The 1,339-nt window shown below is 56.0% G+C and carries 1 rRNA gene; it reads left to right on the plus strand.

The window, feature by feature from the left end:
• Positions 1–1,330: ribosomal RNA gene (locus tag QKE52_RS13285) — 16S ribosomal RNA — on the plus strand; the annotation flags it as partial.
• Between the last annotated feature and the right edge of the window lie 9 nt (positions 1,331–1,339).

Below are 1,339 nucleotides of genomic sequence, written 5' to 3' on the forward strand. Positions count from 1 at the left end.
TTTAGTGTGGTGGTTGGAAAGTTTTTTCGGTGCAAGATGAGCTCGCGGCCTATCAGCTTGTTGGTGGGGTAATGGCCTACCAAGGCGTCGACGGGTAGCCGGCCTGAGAGGGTGTACGGCCACATTGGGACTGAGATACGGCCCAGACTCCTACGGGAGGCAGCAGTGGGGAATATTGCACAATGGGCGGAAGCCTGATGCAGCGACGCCGCGTGGGGGATGACGGCCTTCGGGTTGTAAACTCCTTTCGACAGGGACGAAGCTTTTGTGACGGTACCTGTATAAGAAGCACCGGCTAACTACGTGCCAGCAGCCGCGGTAATACGTAGGGTGCGAGCGTTGTCCGGAATTACTGGGCGTAAAGAGCTCGTAGGTGGTTTGTCGCGTCGTCTGTGAAATTCCGGGGCTTAACTTCGGGCGTGCAGGCGATACGGGCATAACTTGAGTGCTGTAGGGGAGACTGGAATTCCTGGTGTAGCGGTGAAATGCGCAGATATCAGGAGGAACACCGATGGCGAAGGCAGGTCTCTGGGCAGTTACTGACGCTGAGGAGCGAAAGCATGGGTAGCAAACAGGATTAGATACCCTGGTAGTCCATGCCGTAAACGGTGGGCGCTAGGTGTAGGGGGCTTCCACGTCTTCTGTGCCGTAGCTAACGCATTAAGCGCCCCGCCTGGGGAGTACGGCCGCAAGGCTAAAACTCAAAGGAATTGACGGGGGCCCGCACAAGCGGCGGAGCATGTGGATTAATTCGATGCAACGCGAAGAACCTTACCTGGGCTTGACATACACTAGATTGCTGCAGAGATGTAGTGTCCCTTGTGGCTGGTGTACAGGTGGTGCATGGTTGTCGTCAGCTCGTGTCGTGAGATGTTGGGTTAAGTCCCGCAACGAGCGCAACCCTTGTCTTATGTTGCCAGCATTTGGTTGGGGACTCATGAGAGACTGCCGGGGTTAACTCGGAGGAAGGTGGGGATGACGTCAAATCATCATGCCCCTTATGTCCAGGGCTTCACACATGCTACAATGGTCGGTACAACGCGCAGCGACACTGTGAGGTGGAGCGAATCGCTGAAAGCCGGCCTTAGTTCGGATTGGGGTCTGCAACTCGACCCCATGAAGTCGGAGTCGCTAGTAATCGCAGATCAGCAACGCTGCGGTGAATACGTTCCCGGGCCTTGTACACACCGCCCGTCACGTCATGAAAGTTGGTAACACCCGAAGCCAGTGGCCTAAACTTGTTAGGGAGCTGTCGAAGGTGGGATCGGCGATTGGGACGAAGTCGTAACAAGGTACCCGTACCGGAAGGTGCGGGTGGATCACCTCCTTTCTAAGGAGC

The organism is Corynebacterium sp. c25Ua_47, from assembly GCF_039907205.1.
In the GTDB taxonomy this organism is placed as follows: domain Bacteria; phylum Actinomycetota; class Actinomycetes; order Mycobacteriales; family Mycobacteriaceae; genus Corynebacterium; species Corynebacterium hiratae.